Annotated in this window: 16 protein-coding genes; 10 read left to right on the forward strand and 6 right to left on the reverse strand. The window is 43.0% G+C overall.

What is annotated here, in order from left to right; all coding sequences use genetic code 11:
* Positions 1–228: 228 nt before the first annotated feature.
* The gene (glnE, locus tag ACQKCG_RS10130; protein WP_414558601.1) at positions 229–3,093 is read right to left on the reverse strand and encodes a bifunctional [glutamate--ammonia ligase]-adenylyl-L-tyrosine phosphorylase/[glutamate--ammonia-ligase] adenylyltransferase; all 2,865 of its coding nucleotides are present in this window, start codon (positions 3,091–3,093) and stop codon (positions 229–231) included.
* Between the two features lie 408 nt (positions 3,094–3,501).
* Here glnE and tusD point away from each other — a divergent pair, with 408 nt between their 5' ends.
* From tusD to ACQKCG_RS10150, 4 genes are all read left to right on the forward strand, one after another.
* Positions 3,502–3,963, forward strand: coding sequence for a sulfurtransferase complex subunit TusD (tusD, locus tag ACQKCG_RS10135; RefSeq protein WP_414558599.1), 462 nt, complete (start codon positions 3,502–3,504; stop codon positions 3,961–3,963).
* Between the two features lie 67 nt (positions 3,964–4,030).
* A complete protein-coding gene (locus ACQKCG_RS10140) occupies positions 4,031–4,354 on the forward strand; it encodes a hypothetical protein (RefSeq protein ID WP_414558597.1) in 324 nt (107 codons plus the stop codon).
* A 54-nt stretch (positions 4,355–4,408) separates the two neighbouring features.
* Positions 4,409–4,738: a hypothetical protein gene (locus ACQKCG_RS10145; protein WP_414558595.1), complete on the forward strand. Its 330-nt coding sequence runs from the start codon at positions 4,409–4,411 to the stop codon at positions 4,736–4,738.
* Positions 4,739–4,746: 8 nt separating this feature from the next.
* Positions 4,747–5,091, forward strand: a complete 345-nt coding sequence (locus ACQKCG_RS10150) for a TusE/DsrC/DsvC family sulfur relay protein (protein ID WP_414558642.1) — start codon at positions 4,747–4,749, stop codon at positions 5,089–5,091.
* A gap of 135 nt (positions 5,092–5,226) precedes the next feature.
* Here the strand turns inward: ACQKCG_RS10150 and ACQKCG_RS10155 are convergent, their stop codons facing one another.
* Complete coding sequence (locus ACQKCG_RS10155) at positions 5,227–5,787, reverse strand: tRNA (cytidine(34)-2'-O)-methyltransferase (RefSeq protein ID WP_414558593.1); 561 nt, start codon at positions 5,785–5,787, stop codon at positions 5,227–5,229.
* A 256-nt stretch (positions 5,788–6,043) separates the two neighbouring features.
* Here ACQKCG_RS10155 and ACQKCG_RS10160 point away from each other — a divergent pair, with 256 nt between their 5' ends.
* Positions 6,044–6,184, forward strand: a complete 141-nt coding sequence (locus ACQKCG_RS10160) for an entericidin A/B family lipoprotein (RefSeq protein WP_101204419.1) — start codon at positions 6,044–6,046, stop codon at positions 6,182–6,184.
* Between the two features lie 101 nt (positions 6,185–6,285).
* Here ACQKCG_RS10160 and hemW read toward each other — a convergent pair whose 3' ends face one another.
* Together hemW and ACQKCG_RS10170 are read right to left on the reverse strand one after the other, a co-directional pair.
* Positions 6,286–7,596 (reverse strand): radical SAM family heme chaperone HemW, encoded by a 1,311-nt coding sequence (hemW, locus tag ACQKCG_RS10165; protein WP_414558640.1) that lies wholly within the window; start codon positions 7,594–7,596, stop codon positions 6,286–6,288.
* Positions 7,597–7,734: 138 nt separating this feature from the next.
* The gene (locus tag ACQKCG_RS10170; RefSeq protein WP_414558591.1) at positions 7,735–9,042 is read right to left on the reverse strand and encodes an RNA-guided endonuclease InsQ/TnpB family protein; all 1,308 of its coding nucleotides are present in this window, start codon (positions 9,040–9,042) and stop codon (positions 7,735–7,737) included.
* Between the two features lie 74 nt (positions 9,043–9,116).
* On the opposite strand from ACQKCG_RS10170, the gene tnpA reads away from it, so the two are divergent.
* The 5 genes from tnpA to accC all read left to right on the forward strand — a co-directional run bounded on the left by tnpA (position 9,117) and on the right by accC (position 14,045).
* Positions 9,117–9,515 (forward strand): IS200/IS605 family transposase, encoded by a 399-nt coding sequence (gene tnpA, locus ACQKCG_RS10175; protein WP_102092183.1) that lies wholly within the window; start codon positions 9,117–9,119, stop codon positions 9,513–9,515.
* A 158-nt stretch (positions 9,516–9,673) separates the two neighbouring features.
* Positions 9,674–10,153 (forward strand): EVE domain-containing protein, encoded by a 480-nt coding sequence (locus ACQKCG_RS10180; protein ID WP_414558589.1) that lies wholly within the window; start codon positions 9,674–9,676, stop codon positions 10,151–10,153.
* A 371-nt stretch (positions 10,154–10,524) separates the two neighbouring features.
* On the forward strand, positions 10,525–11,892 hold the full coding sequence (locus ACQKCG_RS10185) for an MATE family efflux transporter (RefSeq protein ID WP_414558638.1): 1,368 nt from the start codon (positions 10,525–10,527) through the stop codon (positions 11,890–11,892).
* Positions 11,893–12,132: 240 nt separating this feature from the next.
* Entirely contained in the window at positions 12,133–12,558 is a 426-nt protein-coding gene (gene accB / locus ACQKCG_RS10190) for an acetyl-CoA carboxylase biotin carboxyl carrier protein (RefSeq protein ID WP_414558587.1), read from the forward strand.
* Positions 12,559–12,683: 125 nt separating this feature from the next.
* A complete protein-coding gene (accC, locus tag ACQKCG_RS10195) occupies positions 12,684–14,045 on the forward strand; it encodes an acetyl-CoA carboxylase biotin carboxylase subunit (RefSeq protein ID WP_414558585.1) in 1,362 nt (453 codons plus the stop codon).
* 150 nt (positions 14,046–14,195) lie between these two features.
* Here accC and ACQKCG_RS10200 read toward each other — a convergent pair whose 3' ends face one another.
* Together ACQKCG_RS10200 and leuA are read right to left on the reverse strand one after the other, a co-directional pair.
* Positions 14,196–14,825 (reverse strand): hypothetical protein, encoded by a 630-nt coding sequence (locus tag ACQKCG_RS10200; RefSeq protein WP_414558583.1) that lies wholly within the window; start codon positions 14,823–14,825, stop codon positions 14,196–14,198.
* Positions 14,826–15,042: 217 nt separating this feature from the next.
* On the reverse strand, positions 15,043–16,827 hold the full coding sequence (gene leuA, locus ACQKCG_RS10205) for a 2-isopropylmalate synthase (protein ID WP_160021915.1): 1,785 nt from the start codon (positions 16,825–16,827) through the stop codon (positions 15,043–15,045).
* Between the last annotated feature and the right edge of the window lie 208 nt (positions 16,828–17,035).

Raw genomic sequence — 17,035 nt, forward strand, 5'->3', positions numbered from 1 at the left:
ACTGACAGTATTATGATGATGTGTGACCGATTATATCACTGGCCGTCTTGGCAAATGAAATCTTTTGGTTTGGCACTATATGGTTTTTAATTATATCGTTCCTAGCTACCAATTCTATCCATAGTTTTCGTTTATAGCTTTCATTGATAGTTTTTATTCATAGTAACGCATGACAGTTTAAGCGTCTCTTGGACTATCGGCAAGGCCTTAATCATACAAGTTTCGATATTACTCGTCGTCTGTCTCTACGCCCATGAGATGCTGCCACTGTGACTGTACTAACGCTCGCGTCTCCTGCCACAATGACTCATCAACGAGCAAAGACTGCTCTGATAGTGCTAACTGATGCGTGGCAGCACGAATCCTTAGATAGGCATCGGTCAAATCCTGACAGACTTGATCATTCCAAATACCAAGCAAAGCAACTTCTGCAAAAATTCGCACATTATCGCTCCATTTGGTCAAACTTGGATATTCATGCGAGTAAGCCAATACGGCAAACTGTGCTAAGAACTCAATATCTACAATACCGCCTGCATCTTGCTTAAGATGAAACTTGCCCGCTTCCTGCTGCCATTGGCTCGTGCCTAGATGCTTTTGCATTTTGATACGCATGCTGGTGACTTCACTACGTACTTGATCCAGTGTCCGTGGCAACGACAATACATCGCGGCGAATATCACAAAAGCGTGCAGTGACTCGTCTGTCTCCGCAAATCGCACGAGCACGTACCAACGCTTGATGCTCCCATGACCATGCTTTATCCATTTGATAGGTTTCAAACGCATGACAAGACACCACCATCATGCCAGCATTTCCTGAAGGCCGCAGACGCATATCAATCTCATAGGCACGGCCATCACGGGTTTGAGTATTGAGATAATTCATCAGCTTTTGTACAAGACGCGCGGCAAACTTCATACCACTGACTGATTTTTCACCAGTGGTCATGCCTTGCTCTTTTATCTTGTGTAAGAATACCAAGTCCAAATCTGAAGAATACGATAGCTCTAAGCCACCAAGCTTGCCATAACCGATAATTGCAAAGCCGCAGTCCGCTTCAGTGACTGGGTCGCCATCTTGGCCAATAGGATACCCATAACGGTTAACAATCTCTGCAAAAGCGCGCTCCAATGCGGCTTCTAATACGACCTCAGCGATATAAGTCAATGAATCTGACACTTTCATAATCGGACGCTCAGCCAATACATCACTAGCAGCGACAGCCAACACCTGATTCTTTTTGAACAGTCGCAGGACGCTCAACAGCTCTTCTTCATCGTTTGGCTCGACGCGTAGCAACTGTTGACGCAAGATATCACGTAGCTCACGCTTATCTGGCAGATGGCGATAACGCTGCTGCAAAAATGTATCCAATAGTACAGGGTACTGAGCCAACTCTTTTGCAATCCACGGGCTGGCAGACAGCATTGGAATCAGCTCAATCGTTGCATTGGGGTTTTCAGCAATCATGACCAAGTAGATAGAACGACGGCAAATCGCTTCAAGCAGTGAGATCAATCTTGGTAAAGCAGTATTGGCAAGTTGCTGCTGTTCTTGATGCGCTAACAACGCATGGACAATGACAGGATATGCGTCGTCTAAACGCTCTCTGGCTTCATCACTTAAATTAGCCACCATTTTTGATTGCCAAAAATTCTGTAGTACCTCGCGATTTTCTTTTGTTAGCACTTCATTTAAACGGGCAATTTGCTCATCTAAGTGCTCTGGCTCTAGGTCGGTATCTTCGTTGTCAGGTACTTGGCGCTCAGTAACCATACGCTCAAACGGCACATTGACACTGTCGCGATGACGATTAAGTTGATCTAATAAGGCATGCCAGTTTTCAAAATTCAGCGTCACTGCTAGATTATGCTGCCACTGCTCATCGTGTGGTAAGCGCTGGGTCTGTTGGTCATTAATCGCTTGAATAGCGTGCTCAAGCCGGCGCAAAAACCGATATGCTGCCTGTAGCTGCTCGTAAGTTGAATGCTCCAGATAGCCAAGCTCACACAATACTTGCATCGCCTGCAAGCAAGGTTTGATTTGTAGCTGTGGATGCCGGCCGCCATAGATAAGCTGAAAGGCCTGTACGATAAACTCAATATCTCTAATGCCGCCCGCACCAAGCTTGATATTGTCCAAGTCTTCACGCTGTGCAACTTGGTTTTGAATAAGAGACTTCATTTCTCTCAATGCTGAAAACGCACTGTAGTCCACATAATAACGAAAAACAAATGGCTTAATCAGCGCTTGTATTTCTTCATAAAATGGCTGGTCTATTTGTCCGACTACGCGTGCTTTTAACCAAGCAAAACGCTCCCATGCACGGCCATGCATCGTAAAGTATTTTTGTAATGCGGACAGATGAATGGCCAAATCACTACCATCGCCCCATGGACGTAAGCGCATATCTACTCGAAAGACAAAACCGTCAGCGGTCTTGTTATCAAGCAGTTTAATAATGCCTTGACCCAATCTGGTCATAAAGCGTTTATTATCTATGCTACGTGTGCCTTTTGCCTTATTGCCATTGGTCTCGCCGCGCGCTTGATGTACAAAGATTAGATCAATATCACTTGATAAATTCAGCTCTTGCGCACCAAGTTTACCCATGGCCATAATCGCCATATCATCGATTTGTATATTGCCTTGTTCATTGATAAAGGTCGGCTCGCCATATTTAGCAACTAAGTGCTGATAGGTATAATCTTTAGCAAAAGAGATACAGCCATCTGCAAACTCAGACAACTCATCGGTCAGCTGCTCCAGACTGATCGTTTGCAAGGCATCTTGCCAAATCCAGCGCATCATTAGTAGCGTGCGCAAGTGACGTAGACCACTCATGACCTTGATTTCATCAGCGAGTTGATAGTTCTCATCTAACGTATAATCTTGTATCAGATCATCGATTTGCTGACGGGTCAGCGTACTATTCAATGGATAGCTACGCAAAAACGTCTGACATGAAACGGTCCGACTTTCCCAAATCTGATAAGCAAATTCGCTCGCTGTCTGCAGGACTTGCAGTTGTTCTACGGTAGGCTGATAATCTGTACCATTGTTCACACGTGAGGGCATAGCAGGTAACATAGTGACAAAAACTCCTTACATAGAATGGTAAGACTACGTGAACCTAGCTCATAAGTTTATTGTTTTTTCTTACGAGGCAGTCACAGCATCAAATAATAATACTCAATGTGCCTACACTTGAGATAAAACCACGTTAAATAACAGTGACTCTACTTGGTTTGCGGCGCTTTATGTTAGCATAAACAACTTTGATAGAGACGACGCGCCGCTCTTTTATGACATAACGATATTTGATGTGACAGTATGATCCGCTGCATGTCTCATTATCAGTATAAATTCTGTTTTCTGTCACGCAAATTTGCACACAAGCACTATAATAATAACGACCAAATGACTTTATACAAAGCATTTATAGCAACTCGGCCATAATTTCTAAACTCTTATTTATAATATGTGATACTGCGCCTTATGACGACCACTCCCCCGTTACTACTGATTACTGCTGACCCTAGTCACCCACTGGCACACTTGGCATTACGCTATGCACGCGCTTACCTGAATGGCGCAGCGGATAGTCATGATATTGATAACAATGACACTAATAGTACAGGCAGCAGCGATAATACTACCTCTGAACAACCATTGCTCAATGTCTTCTTTTATGGCGACTCGGCTCACATAGCCAATCGCTTGCGTTGGCAGTCAGCCGATCAATTAGATTTGACCAAAGAATGGCAGTCTTTGGCTGAGCAGTATCAATTACCCCTGCCTGTCTGTGTCAGTACAGCCCTTGGCCGCGGTGTGAGTGATGTAGACAACAGCTCACGCCATCAGCTTGACGGTGCCAATCTTGCAACAGGGTTTACCTTAGTGGGACTCAGTGAGCTTGCGATGATGATGCAGGACGACTGTCGTTTGATACAGTTTTGATAGCATGTCGTTTGATAGTTTGTCTATTGAGATCACTGGTAGCGGTAACTATTTTTAGGAATACATAATGAGATTATTAATTCAGCTGCACACGCCCACTGAAGCAGCAAGCTACGAAGGTTGTGCGCTTGCGCTAACTTTAGCGACATTTGGTCATGAGGTGCAATTGTTCTTAGATGCGCCTGTCTTTGGCTTATTGATGCAATCTGACTCGCGGCTGCATGGCATGATGCAGTCACTTGAGCTTTACGATATGCCCGCAGCTTGGCTACCTGATGATGTCTTTAGTGGCTGGGTCACCGGTATGTTGCCGACAGATCTGGCATCACAGCTCACACTCGTGCCAGAGGTCATCAACTCACAAGACTTTGAGCAGATACTTACCTTTTAAATCGCTATATAACTTAGATTTATAAAATAATAAAGCACGTAATCGGACACTTTTATGGCAACTTTATATCAATTGCATAGCACGATGGATACCCTTAGACGCAGTACTGAAGAGATGTCTCACACTTGGCGCACAGGTGATAGTATCCTTCTGCTTGGCGCCACCCCTGCTTTTATCGACTGGCTCAATGCTTATTTAAATGATAGCGATATAGATGGTATTGCTGGTATTTACGCATTAGCAGATGACATCGCCCAGCTCACAACAAATACAACTGGCAAACTTAATTTAGAGACTAAGTTGACTGCTGTTTTAACCGACGCAGAATGGGTCAACCTGACTCAGAGCAGTCAGTTTGATAAAGTGGTGACGATTGCCTTATGAATAATGACATGACCAATCACAACGCTACATTATCAGCGGCTAATATCGAATTGGATCAAGACGGCCATCTATGTGACCATACGATTTGGACACCTGTTATCGCGCAGCAATTGGCAGACACACTAGAGGTTAATCTGAGCGATGAGCATTTAGAAGTTTTGCAACAAGTGCGCGCGTTTTTTGACAAATTTAATCACGCGCCAGCAACCCGTCCATTAATCAAATGGCTACAAAAGACTTTACCAGAACTTGATATTAGCAATCAAAAGCTACAGCAATTGTTTAATACAGGTTTAGTCGCGCGTCATGTCAATCGCTTATCAGGACTACCAAAACCACCAAACTGTTTATAAGTACTTTATAGACGATAAGATACAATCGATGGCGCACTAGAAAATTATCATACGTGCATGAGCAGTATCTAATATTTTACTGCTCATTTAGTACGCAAATACTTTTAAGTCTACAGTTATTGCTTTGTAGAATCGCTATTTTGGGTCGTAGACTGTCAATGTCTCATAACCAACGCTACGACCTTCATCGCCCATAAACCCTTGCTTTCGCCATATCTCGTACAAACAGATGGCTACGCTATTTGATAAGTTCAAACTGCGTGAGTCAGCTAGCATGGGCAATCTTAGCCAGTTATCAGCACCGATATCTTCACGTATATCGTCTGCCAGACCTGCTGTCTCAGAACCGAAAACCAGCGCAATATTAGGCATAACAGAATTATCAGATGCGTCAGAGTCCGAGTTTTTGCCAAAGTCATAATCGTAAAACGGTTTGCTTAGCTTGGTCGTCAATGCCGTAACGACATGGCAGTCAGCAGCTTGTAGTGCTTGCCTTGCAGCTGCCCAATCATCATGCACCTGTAAATGAGCATATTCATGATAATCAAGGCCTGCGCGGCGTAGCTTTTTGTCATCAAGCTCAAATCCTAACGGTCTGACTAAATGTAGCTGTGCCCCGCTATTGGCACACAGTCGAATAATATTGCCAGTGTTACTCGGCATTTTTGGTGCTACTAGCACAATATGGATGGTCATTCTTACTCCACAAATATTCAGCGCTCTATTATTTAAATTTATGAGCGGTAGGTAATCGAAAGTTACAGTTTACTGCCAATAATTACATTTTGATACTGTGCAGCGTTTTTAACTTTCATTATGATGTCTGTAATGGATAGCGCGATAGCATTTATGTATGACTGTCTCATCCAATACCCCTTCAGTGAAGCTTGAGCACACGCTTAGCGTCACTGTTGTTATTTATAACCATTCATTTATCTTTGAGGATACTATTATGAAAAAAGTAATCATCGCATCTTTAACTGCTATGTTCGTTCTAACTGGTTGCAACACGTTTAAAGGCCTTGGCCAAGACGTATCAAGCGCCGGAAATGCTGTAACTGGCGGCGCACAAGACGTACAAGATAAAATCTAAGGTCTGCTTTTTTTAGATTTTCAAAAGGGCTTATCATTCATTTGATAAGTCTTTTTTGTGTTCTTACTTCGCTGCTGTTAAACAATTACTCAAGCACGATTTTATAAAAACGCGCGTAATATCTGATTGAGATAACGCTGACCTAATACCGTCGGTTGCAACTGCGTATCACTATCTACCAACAACCCTTGTTTGACAAGACTGTTCACTTGTTCAGCAATACTATCAAGGGTTAATCCAGTTCTCTTTTCAAACAGTGACCAAGCGACGCCGCCATGTAAGCGCAGCGCGTTTAGCATAAACTCGCTCACTAACTCCTCTTGATCAATCACTTGCCAGCCAACCATCTTTGGCGTGATTTGGCGTATACCAGACATCTCAGTGACATCTGGATTCATTACTACATAATCTTTTGGCAAACGTGATTTGCTAAAGCGATAGATGCCTGACGCTATTAACAAGTCATCTTCCATTTTGTCTTTTACGTCTGATGAATGACCACCATTGCTATCGTTACGACCAATCGTCACTTTACCATGTGCTCCCGCGCCGATTGCTAGATAGTCGCCAAACTGCCAATAGTTGATATTATGGCGGCATGGTTTGTCTGACGCACCTGCCCATGCCGACACCTCATAATTGCTATAACCTAATTGCTGCAATAGTGACTGACCTGCTTGTTCGATATCTGCCAAATTGTCTTCATCGGGTAAAATAGGCTGGCTGCGGTAAAACACGGTATTTGGCTCAATAGTCAGTTGATACCAAGAGATATGCGTTGCGCCAGCATTATGCGCCATTTGGATATCTTCTAGCGCTTCATTCATAGTTTGCTGCGGTAGACCGTGCATCAGGTCGACGTTGACCCGTACAAATCCAGCCGCTTTGGCAGCGCGAATTGCTGATAACGCTTGCACAGGATCATGGATACGTCCAAGTACCTTTAGCTTATCAGCAGCGAAACTCTGTACACCGATAGACAGACGATTGATACCAACCTCTAAATACTGCGCAAATGGTGCATGCTCAAGCGTGCCAGGATTGGCCTCCATGGTCACTTCGATGTCTTCTGCAAATTCAAAACACGTACGTAACCCAGTAAACAATCGCTGATACTGAGCAATAGGTAGCAAAGACGGCGTACCACCACCGATAAATATCGAACCAATCTCTCGGCCCTGAGTTAAAGGTTGCTGCATTGCGGCGTCTAACAGTAATGCATCGACATATTCTTCATACATGGATAGCTCACTGTCTATCGGTAGCTCATGCGAATTAAAATCGCAATAAGGACACTTCTTCACACACCACGGAATGTGGATGTAAAGAGACAATGGAATGTCGTTCACGTCTACCGCGATAGTATCCGTCGTTGGTTCAGTAAGACTTAACGTATTCAGGTCGTTTGGCATGCTGTCTGTATTTACTTTGGGCATAAATAAACTTATTTTGTAGTGAGCAATAATGATCGATATCAAAAGTAACGCTAGGTTGACATACTCCCACCACTTTCGCGAAGCTCAAGAGGGGGATTCTAAAAGCAGATGCTCTTAGGCGACTTTCTCACGAAGGTCGCTTGCTTTCTGTTTCAACGGGCGATTTTTACTGCATCCTCCCTCCACAGACAAAACGGCATGTCCTGCCGCTAATATATTACGAGCCGCATTAAAATCAGCGTTCGCAACATACCTACATTTGACGCACTCAAATTTTGACTGAGTTTGTCTGTTATCGACAGCGATATGCTGGCATTCAGAGCAGGTTTGGCTAGTGTATCGTGGGTTTACCTTAATCAGTAACCCACCGCGCCATTGCTGCTTGTACTTAAGCATATTGACCATCATGCCCCAGCCTTGATCTAGGATGGATTTATTCAATCCTGACTTGGCTTTGACATGACGACCTTTATTCTCCACCGTACCACTGGCTGATTTCGACATATTGGCGACTTTTAAATCTTCACAAGCAATCATGGCGTGGCTTTTGCTGATGCTGGTGGTGATTTTGTGCAAGTAGTCATGTCTGATATTGGCAATGTGGCTGTGGAGTTTTTGAATCTTGCGGTTTTGCTTTTTCCAGTTTTCACTGAATTTTACTTTTTTCGCCAATCCACGTTGCAGTTTGGCAAGTTTGAGTTGATTGGTTTTAAAGCTGTTTTTGGGTTTAATATATTCACCGTTTGAGGTGGTGAGTAGTTTACTGATGCCCACGTCCAAGCCAATAGCGCTTTTAGAGGGGTGACGAGGGTTCTCTGTCAGCTCGTGCTCTGTGCCAAACGACACATACCAGCGACCTGATTTCTTGCTAATGGTGACATTTTTAATCGTGCCAATAATGTCTTGCGATTTTCTAAACTTCACCAAGCCCACGCCATTCGGTAGTTTTACTCGATTGCCCTTAACACGGCAGTATTTATCAAACTGAACTAACCGAATTGAGTCACGCCCATCGGATTTGCGCTTAAATTGTGGCATCAACGGGCGTAGCTGGATTTCTGTGCCATCAGCCAGTTTAAAAAACTTGGGTTTACGAGGTTTCTTTTTATTTTCTTTCAATCTGGCATGTACTTTAGGATTAAAGAAACGTGACCAAGCCGATGCAAGATCACGTACTTTTTGTTGTAAAGAGACAGCGTTTGAGCTGCTTTTTAAGAACTCGAAATCAGGATTGCTCTTTAGATCCATGATTTTATTAACGAGGTTCGTGGCATTGATAAACTCATCTTTAGCAAACATCTCAAATGAGATCACTAGCATTTGATTCCAAACAAAACGTGCAGAGCCGACAAGATTATTTAGAACAATCTCCTGCTCTGCATTAGGCTCAAGCCTAAATTTATACGCTTTGTTGATTTTCATAAATGCGTTCTTTATTAATGAGTGTGTGTTTGATATTATGCTTATAATAATAGCATTTAAGAGTTTTTATTACAATGAGTGAGATATATAAAAACCGCCATGCTGCCTTTAATCTCCACGTTCATTTGGTTTTTATTACTAAGTACCGAAAAAAAGTTTTAGGTGAGCTGCATCATAAGTATTTCAGTGAGTGTGTCACTGAGGTATGCAAGAGCTTTGATGCTGAATTAAAAGAATGTAACGGTGGAGCAGATCATATCCACATGCTTATCCAGTACCCGCCAACGGTGCAATTAAGCAAATTGGTTAATAACTTGAAGTCAGTCACCAGTAGACGAATGAGGGGTGATTTTATTGATTTAAGAGCAGCTTATTCCAAGCCTGTGCTTTGGTCACGCTCCTACTTTGCAAGCTCTTGTGGCGGTGCGCCACTAGATATTATTAAGCAATACATTCAGAACCAGCGAGGTTAGCCAGTGATGCGAAATTCACCTCCACCCTAATGTCAGGTGGAGCCCTCTTTGCTTTTTTAAGATAAACTATTCAAGACAAGTTTGAAAGTGAGTTAATAAAAACCTCGATAATTTTAAGAACGAATTGAAGAATAAATAAAAAATAAAAGGACAGATATATGGCATATTGGTTAATGAAATCCAACCCTAAATTTTTTGGTATTGAAGATTTGCAGCGTTTGGACACCGACGGATGGGACGGCGTTCGCAACTATCGTGCACGTAATTTTATGCGTGATGATATGAAAGTTGGTGACAAGGTATTCTTTTATCACTCTAGCGCCAAGCCATCTGGAGTCGCTGGTACTATGACAGTCACTACAGCAGGGTATCCTGATCCTACTCAGTTTCACCCTGAGCATCGTCATTATGATCCTATTGCGACCGAAGAAGAACCTCGCTGGTATATGGTCGATCTCACTTTTGAGCAAGCTTTTACAGAAGTGTTACCACTATCAGAACTGAAATTTTTGCCAGCTTTAGAAGACTCATTATTACTAAGAAAAGGATGTCAGCAGTTAACAGTGATTCCATTAGAGCCTAAACACTGGCGAGCGATTATGGGTATGGCGGAGACGCTTGAGTTGTTACCAGAGTAAACTTATCAAATCATTTCTTTGCTATTTTCTGTGCAAAAGGGTACAAAAAACCTAAGATTAATATCTGCATAGCGGCGCTAAAACGTTGACATCATAGTGTGGCTTCTTTACCATCTTACTATGTATATGACCTGTCAATCCACTACTTGGATCGACGGGTTATTTTTATTTTAGTGTCTTTACTTTTATTTTCATACTCTGCCTATCTAATCATGCAACATTATAAGCTTGCTCATATTATTTATCGGAGTATTATCGTCGGCACTACGCTCTCCTCGCTGCGTCAACCTTAGTCGATTGATAGCAGTGTTTGTTTATTAATAATAACTACCTTAATAACAATTACCGCAAAGAATAAAAAGTTGCTTACCATGGTTTTTCCATTGTCTTTCAAAGATTTTAAAAGCTACAGCTTACGTTTAGGCATACTTGCCCTCCCTATTTTAATTACCCAGTTTTGCCAAGCCGCACTTGGCGTGGTTGATGCCATCATGGCAGGCCAAGTATCTGCGCTTGATTTGGCTGCGGTAGCCGTTGGCTCTGGTATTTGGCTACCACTGTTTTTATTGGCCACAGGTGTGCTTATCGCAACCACACCTCTAATTGGTGAAGCAATTGGTCAAGACCAGCACGGCCAAATACCGCATATCACGCAGCAGTCCTTATGGACCGCAGGTGTCATTGGCATTATTGGTTTTATCATTGTCAATTTGGCTCCCAATGTCCTTGGCATCATGGGTGTCCCAGAAAATATTCAGCCGATAGCGACACAGTATTTACATGGTGTCTCATTTGGTTTCCCAGCGCTCGCCGTATATGCCGTTCTACGCAGTTATTGTGAGGCATTGGGTCGTCCTGAGCCTGTGACTGTCATTAGTATCATTGGCCTGCTCGCAGATATTCCCTTGAACTATATTTTTATTCATGGGTTATTTGGCATGCCAGAAATGGGCGGTGCAGGCTGCGGGGTGGCAACAGCATTGGTGTTATGGATAAATGTCCTATTGCTTGCGGCCTATACTAGCTTCACGAAACGTCGCGAATTTGTAAGTACGCGATTTTTTTATGGCTTCTCTAGCCCTAGTCGAACACAGATTAAAAAGCTGTTAAAACTTGGTATTCCTATTGGTATCTCTATCTTCTTTGAAGCCAGTTTATTTAGCTTAGGCGCACTCGTTATCAGTCCATTGGGTGAGCTGGCAACCGCATCGCATCAAGTGGCGCTGTCAGTGACCTCACAACTATTTATGATACCGATATCTGTCGCCATGGCGCTCACTATCATGGTCTCCAATCGATTTGGTCAAAAAAACCTATTAGCACTGCGCCAAGTGCAAGCTACTGGACTGGTATGGACCGTATTGATCGCTTTGACCTGCATGCTTGGGATATGGCTATTCAGACCAGAACTGGCAGCAGCATTCACTGATAACCCAGATGTTAGAGCCCAGTCTATGCACTTGCTTATCTTTGCGCTTGCCTATCAGTTATTTGATGGCTGGCAGGTTAACGTTGCTGGTATATTGCGCGGCATGCAAGATACCACTATACCGATGTGGGTAACACTGTTTTGCTATTGGTTAGTTGCCCTACCACTTGGCGTTTATCTAGTACGTTTCACTGACGTTGGTGCGCAAGGATTTTGGATGGCGTTAATTACAGGTTTGTTCTTATCATCTATTTTACTTACTTTGCGTCTACGCTATCAGCAAAAACGCTTAACTATACTATGGGGTTGAGCCAATTGCTTATGGATTGCATTTTATAATCATTGTTAGCGTTATTTGATCATACAGACTATGAAAAATCGTAGATATTTTCTTACTAAAAAGATGGCTTACGTCAAAATATGTAAAAATTCTCAGTTAACAACTGTACATTGATTGCTCATTGCCCTGAATCTAGGTATCATTAGCAATTAATTAGACAATATTTAGTTACACTATTTCTCGAATTTAGTACAAGGCCAGATAAAAACTATGGATATTGAAAAAATACGCACCCTCATCGCCCTTATGGAAGAAAGTGAACTGGTTAATTTAGAAATCAGTTCTGACGACGAGCATATTAGCTTAACTCGTCACTATGACGCGCCTGCGCCAACTATGATGGCTGCCCCAACTGCGAACGCTGCTGCCGCTGTCGAAGGCAAACCTGCAGAAAAAGCGGGTAGCGTTGAGTCTTCACCAATGGTTGGTGTTTTTTATTCAGCACCAAGTCCTAATGATCCACCATTTGTGAAAGTTGGTCAAAAAGTTCAGGCAGGTGATACTTTAGGTATTATCGAAGCGATGAAAATCATGAACCCGCTTGAAGCGACTCAAAGTGGTATTGTTGACGAGATCTTGGTAGATAACTCTGAAGTCGTACAGTTCGGTCAACCTGTCATACGCTATAAAGCGTAACGATATTTGCCATACTTTATTTCATTATGGCTGGCTTTTGGTATATATACTGCGTCAATGCTAAACAACCTGATGCTATGTATCGAAACTCAGTCAATGACTGACGCTTCGACAAGGATGAACCCATGATAAAAAAATTGCTCATTGCCAACAGAGGCGAAATTGCCCTGCGCATCGTCCGCGCCTGTAAAGCGCTAGGTATCGAAACGGTAGGTGTCTACTCTACTGCGGATGCCAACTTGATGCACTTGCGCTTTGTTGATGAGGCAATTTGTATTGGCAAGCCTAATGCTAACCAAAGCTACCTTGATATCAATACCATCTTAACCGCTGCTGAAATCACTGGTGCAGATGCTATCCATCCCGGTTATGGCTTTTTGTCTGAGAATGCTGAATTTGCTGAACAAGTAGAAGAAGCAGGATTGACCTTCGTTGGTCCTAATGCTGATCATATTCGCCTTATGGGCAACAAAGTTTCTGCCATCAATGCTATGAAAAAAGCGGGCGTACCAACTGTACCTGGTTCAGTTGGCGCTGTGACCCTGCATAATGCTGAAGAGCAAGCACGCAATATCGGCTTCCCACTATTGATTAAAGCGGCTTCTGGCGGTGGTGGACGCGGTATGCGTGTGGTTGAACGCTTCGATGAACTAATTGGTCAGGTACAAGCGGCCAAACAAGAAGCTGAGCTCTGGTTCGGTGATGACACTGTCTATATGGAGCGCTATCTACAAAACCCGCGCCACGTAGAAGTACAGGTGCTAGGTGATGGTAATGGTAATGCTATCCATCTATATGATCGTGATTGCTCATTGCAGCGTCGCCATCAAAAAGTTCTAGAAGAAGCACCTGCCCCAGACATCCCAGATGATGTACGTGAGCCAATCTTAAAAGCGTGTGTAAAAGCGTGTGAGCTTGTTAAGTATCGCGGTGCTGGTACGTTCGAATTCTTGTTTGAAAATAACGAATTTTTCTTTATTGAAATGAACACTCGTGTACAGGTTGAGCATCCAGTGACTGAGATGATTACTGGTATCGATGTTGTTGTCGAACAGCTCAAAATTGCTGCCGGTTACGGCCTATCTTATCGTCAAAGCGAGATTGAAATCCAAGGTCATGCGATCGAATGTCGTATCAATGCCGAAGATGCAGCGACTTTCGTACCTTGCCCAGGCACTATCAGTCAATTGTTCACGCCAAGTGGTTCTGGTATTCGATTTGACTCTCATCTATACCCTGGCTATGAGATACCAACCTATTATGATTCGTTGATTGGTAAATTGATCTGTCATGGCCAAACTCGTCAGCAAGCCATTGCTAAGACAGTACATGCCCTTGATGAGCTGATTATCGAAGGTATCAAAACCAATATACCTTTGCATCGTGATGTGATTTTGGCGGATGAGAACTTCACTCGTGAAGCGCAAAACATTCATTACCTCGAAAGAGAGCTGCTGACTGCGAATAAAGCTAAAAAAGACTCGTAAGCTGAAATACTTATAGAGTTCGCTAAGTTTATTAAATTTAGTCGCAACTTTAATTAAAACAGCACATAAAAAAGCCGCTATTAATATAGCGGTTTTTTTATGTCATCAATAAGCTGTCAATCATACGTAAAATACAACGAGCATATCTAATTATGGCAACACTCTATTGAAGTTCATAAAGCATTCGTTACCATCAGGATCAGCACACCATTGCATTTGGTTGCCATCATGATTGATAAATGCAATTAACGCTTCATCAGTCTGGTCGATCTGATTGCCTGAGCAATCCACTTCATTATTATCATAAACAGTCTTGATCGCAATAACTGGCAGCCCTTCTTCACGATGAGTAACCAGATATCGGCCGTATGTCCACTCTTTGCCACTGACAGACCACATCTCATTATCCGCACTAAAGTTATATAGCTCGCGGCACTGGTTAGACTTACCAACTGATGCAAGTAAGTTTTTGCTAGTAGTTGGTTGAATGTTTAGAACCCGCTCTTCACTTTGAGTCAGTACGCCGCCGTCCATGCCTGTTATCACCTTGGGCTCTACACTGCTAGGCTGTGGCGCAGTATTTGCCGACTGGTTAGCTTCCGCTTCCTTGGTCATCATGGCGTGAGTAGAATGAGCGCTGCTGTCCAAGTCTATTTCCCACTGTCCGGCAATGGCTGGACTAATATGAGTGGTAATGGTCGGCTTGGTAGCCTCACCGTTCGCGGGCAACGAAGCCAAAATAGATGCTAGCGTGAATGAAGCAAATGAGATAGGTTCCATAATTAACCTTTTATTTATAATATTTTAATATATACATTAGCGTAAGTCTTAGACACTAAAAACACAAGTAACATTATGCTATTGCTCATAAACCTGTAGTTGGCATTTCATAGGTATTTATAGCAAAAAATAACGCCATCGCTTTACTTGCTAGAGACAAGGAGCGATGGCGTTATTAGCATACAGAATTCTGCGTGATATTAATGACTACTTAATATTAAGCAGCTTCTGTGTTTAGCGCTTGAGCAAAAGCCGATAATGCCCCTTTTAGCATGGCTGATACCGTACTGCTACAAGTACCGATACCTGAATATACCTCGCCATCGACATTTAACTGAATATAAGCAGCAGCGTTGGCATTAGTTTTGTTATCACTATTGGTATCATCATCGATACCATTACCACTGTTATGATGCGGGTTAATCGCATGCTCTGCATAGTTAATAATATGTAGTGATTTGCCCGTATGCTGCGCAAGTCCGTCAATAAACGATGATAATGGGCCGTTACCCGTGCCATCAATATCAATGGTATCGCTATTCATCTGTACTTGACCACTAAAGTAAACCGCGCCGCCTTTATTGTTGACGCTATAGTCTAGTAGTTCAAACTTACCTTGCTGCAAATAAGTATCTTCAAAGGTCTGCAAGATTTCATCATTCTGCAGCTCGCGTGCCGCCGCTTCGGCTTGCTTTTGTACCACACGGCTAAAGTCGATCTGCATCCAACGTGGTAAGTTGAAACCATAGTTACGCTGCAAGATATATGCGACGCCACCTTTACCCGACTGGCTATTGATACGTACCACATCTTGATAGCTACGACCAATGTGCGCAGGATCAATGGGTAGATAAGCCACGTCCCAGACATTGTCTGTTTCGCTCTGATTACTTTCATTGTAGTCGAGAGATTTTTTGATAGCATCTTGATGTGAGCCACTAAAGGCCGTAAAGACCAACTCGCCTACATAAGGATGACGAGGGTGCAATGGTAAATTATTGCATTCGCTCACCACCTGTACGATTTCACTCATGTTGCTAAAATCAAGCTCAGGATCGATACCTTGGCTAAACAAGTTCATGGCCATGACCATGATATCCATGTTACCTGTACGCTCACCGTTACCAAGCAATGTGCCTTCGATACGATCCGCGCCCGCAAGCACGCCCAATTCGGCGGCAGCTACCGCACAGCCACGGTCATTATGAGTATGCAAGCTCACAATCACATGCTCGCGCTGGGCCAGATTGCGGCAGAAGTACTCTACTTGATCAGCAAAGACATTAGGCATAGAGGCCTCAACAGTCGCTGGTAAGTTAAAAATAACTTCCTGACCCTGCTGTGGTTGCCACACGTCACACACTGCATCGCAAACCTCTACAGCATATTCAGTCTCTGTCTGGCTAAAGCTCTCTGGCGAGTACTGAAACACCCAATCTGTCTCAGGGTACTTTGCAGCATACTCTTGCAATAGCTTGGCGCCTGCAATAGCAATCTCTTTAATTTCAGCTTTATCTTTGCCATAGACTTTTTCGCGTTGTACACGGCTGGTTGAGTTATAGACATGGACGACCGCACGTTTAGCGCCTTTTAATGATTCAAAAGTACGGGCAATTAAATGCTCGCGCGCTTGTACCAATACTTGGAGCGTCACATCTTCAGGTACATGATTCTCTTCGATAAGCTTACGTGCAAAGTCAAACTCTACCTGCGCCGCTGATGGAAAACCAATCTCAATCTCTTTAAAACCAACATCTACTAAGGTCTTAAAGAAGCGCATTTTTTGTTCAATCGTCATCGGATCAATCAGTGCTTGGTTACCATCACGCAGATCTACACTTGCCCATATCGGTGACTTCTCAATCGTTTTACTTGGCCAAGTACGATCTGGCAGCGATGGCGCAAATGCAAATGGACGGTATTTACGGAAGTCAAAAGCAGCACTTTTTGGTGTGATCTTTGCAGTCCCTGTGGCTGCAGTGTGCGTGGCTTGGTCAGACATAATCAATCCTTAGATGACTTGGTTGTTTATATATTTAGCTAGGCGATTAACTGTTGATTAAATCAGTATTTATCATACGAGATAACTAGTGTTCATACCATAATAATATCAAAGTTTAACGGAGAGAAACCTGCTTTCTTTTACTTTATTTTCTGTTATTTTAGTGGAAAAACACAATTTAGACATTATAATCGAATAAATCCACTAT

Source organism: Psychrobacter sp. NPDC078929 (genome assembly GCF_050267985.1).
Taxonomy (GTDB): Bacteria; Pseudomonadota; Gammaproteobacteria; order Pseudomonadales; family Moraxellaceae; genus Psychrobacter.